Genomic DNA, 666 nt, shown 5'->3' with positions numbered 1-666 from the left:
TGCCTGTTGAACGCCTTGCATACGAGTTAGCAATTTATTGATCAACTCTGCTTTGTCTGCGTCGAACTCACCAATGCGTTGGATAAGCGTCGCTTTGGATCTGAAGATGACTTCGGCTTCTTTCAGGCCGTTTGCTTCTAATGTTGCACCTGTAGAAACCAAATCTGCAATCGCATCCGCTAAGCCCGCTCGTGGCGCAACTTCCACAGAACCAGTGAGCATACAAGTTGAGAATGGCACGCCGGCTTCATCCATGTACGCTTTAAGAAGTTGAGGGTAAGTCGTTGCGATGCGTTTGCCTGCGAGATCTTGTGGACCGTTGTATTCTTCATCTTTATCGATGGCGATGGACAAACGGCAGCCACCAAAATCCAGTCGACGAAGTTGAACAAACTCACATGGCTCACCCAAAGCTTTGCGATCAAGACGAACTTCTTCTAGTTCGTTTTCTCCGATGAAACCAAGGTCAACCACGCCATCCATGATCAAGCCAGGGATGTCGTCGTCACGAACCAAAAGCAAGTCAATTGGCATGTTCTCTGAGTGAACAACAAGACGCTCACCCATTACGTTAAATTTCACGCCGCATTGCTTTAGTAGAGCTTGGCTCTCTTTGCTAAGACGACCTTTTTTCTGAATTGCGATTCTTAAGCGTTGTGTTTGCAT

General features: G+C 47.1%; 1 protein-coding gene. It reads right to left on the bottom strand.

Annotation, left to right across the window (positions count from 1 at the left end; genetic code table 11):
- The coding region (gene hisG / locus R7Z77_RS26010; RefSeq protein WP_318137133.1) for an ATP phosphoribosyltransferase at positions 1 to 666 on the bottom strand (666 nt) is incomplete at its 3' end.

The organism is Vibrio sp. 1401 (genome assembly GCF_033340295.1).
This window is presented reverse-complemented; position numbering and strand designations above follow the sequence as displayed.